The organism is Kitasatospora sp. NPDC023120, assembly GCF_055560835.1.
Map to the genome: position 1 here is coordinate 1 of NZ_JBVHHY010000108.1, position 1,681 is coordinate 1,681.

Annotated in this window: 1 protein-coding gene; it reads left to right on the forward strand. The window is 73.6% G+C overall.

The genetic code is table 11. The annotated features are described in order from the left end of the window. Positions 1–276: 276 nt before the first annotated feature. Positions 277–1,681: DUF1906 domain-containing protein (locus ACZ3TI_RS40930; RefSeq protein WP_465735676.1), on the forward strand; the 1,405-nt coding region annotated here is incomplete at its 3' end.

Genomic DNA, 1,681 nt, shown 5'->3' on the forward strand with positions numbered 1-1,681 from the left:
GGACTCCGACCCGGGTCAGACCGGGAAGCTCTACCTCTACAAGGGCACCGGCAGCGGCCTGAGCTCCCGCACCGAGATCGGCTCCGGCGGCTGGTAGACCCCGCGCGTGACCGGCCGGCCGCTTCCGGCCGGCCGCTGAAACCGGGGAGCGGGCCCGCGACCACCGCGCGGGCCCGCCCCCGCCCTCCCCGCTCACCCTTCCCCCTTGCTGCGTGCCGCCCTGCCCGGATCCGTCCCCCGGGCGGCTCCGCCCTGCCCGTCTCCTTGGAGAGATCCGTGAACCACCACCGTCTGAGGGGTGTCGCCTCGTTCGCCGTGGCGGCCGGTGCCCTCACCGCCACCCTGCCGCTGGGCGCGGCCGCCCAGGCTGCCGAGCCCGCCGCCGCCGCGTCCGCCGCTGACCCCGGTCAGGGCGTCAAGACCGTGACGTACCAGGGGCTTTCGCTCCAGGTGCCGTCGAGCTGGTCGGTGGTCGACCTGGCCCAGGCGCCCGACACCTGCGTCCGGCTCGACCGGAACACCGTCTACCTCGGCCACCCCGGCGCGGACCAGAACTGCCCGACCCACCTGATCGGGGAGAAGGCGGACGCGCTGGTCGTCGAGACCTTCGCCGGTGCTGCCGAACGGGCCGACCTCGCCACCGTCGCGGTGCCCGCCGGGCGCGGCGTCCCGGCCCTGCCGGAGGGCGCCGGCCGGGAGGCACGGGTGGCCTTCGAGGGGGCCGGCGTCTATGTGACGGCCAGTCACGCCCCCTCGTCCGCCGCCGCGGTGCAGCGCGTCCTCGCCTCCGCCTCGATCGGCGGCGGCGCCACCGCGGCCCCGGTGCCGCAGCCGCCGAAGGCCGTGCCCGGTGCCCTCGCCGGTGCCTTCGCCGCGCCCGGCGCCGAGTCGGCGGCCGCGTCGGCGACGCCGAGCACCGGCTACACCGGCAAGGCGTTCGACGCCTGCGCCGCGCCCTCCTCCGGTGCGATGGCGGACTGGGCCTCCTCGCCCTACCGGGGCGTGGGCATCTACATCGGCGGTCCGACCCGGGTCTGCGCGCAGAACAACCTCACCGCGTCGTGGGTGGCGCAGCAGAGCAGCGCCGGCTGGCACCTGCTGCCGATCTACGCGGGCACCCAGGCCGCCGGGATCTCCTCCTCGGACGCCGAGGGCCAGGGCCGGGCCGCGGCGGAGGCCGCCGTCAAGCTGGCCAAGGGCCTGGGCTTCACCACCGCCACGGTGCTCTACGTCGACATGGAGGCCTACTCCTCCGGCTACCGCACCAATGTGCTGAACTACCTGTCGGGCTGGACCGGCCGGCTGCACGAGCTCAACTTCCGCTCCGGCGTCTACAGTTCCTCGTCGAGCGGGATCAAGGACATGGTCGCCGCGTACAACTCGTCCAGCTTCGACCGTCCCGACGTGGCGTGGTCCGCGAACTGGAACAACGACGCCGACACGAACGACAGTTACATCCCGGCGGGGTACTGGTCCAACCACCAGCGCGTCCACCAGTACGCCGGGGACGTCACGGAGTCGCACGGCGGGACCACCATCAACATCGACCGGAACTACGTCGACGTCGCCGCCAAGTCCCCGGTGAACGACCCCGGGATGACCAACCTGACCGCGGGGGACTTCAACGGGAACGGCAAGAAGGACCTGGTGGCGGTCGAGGTGTCGACCGGCAAGCTCTGGT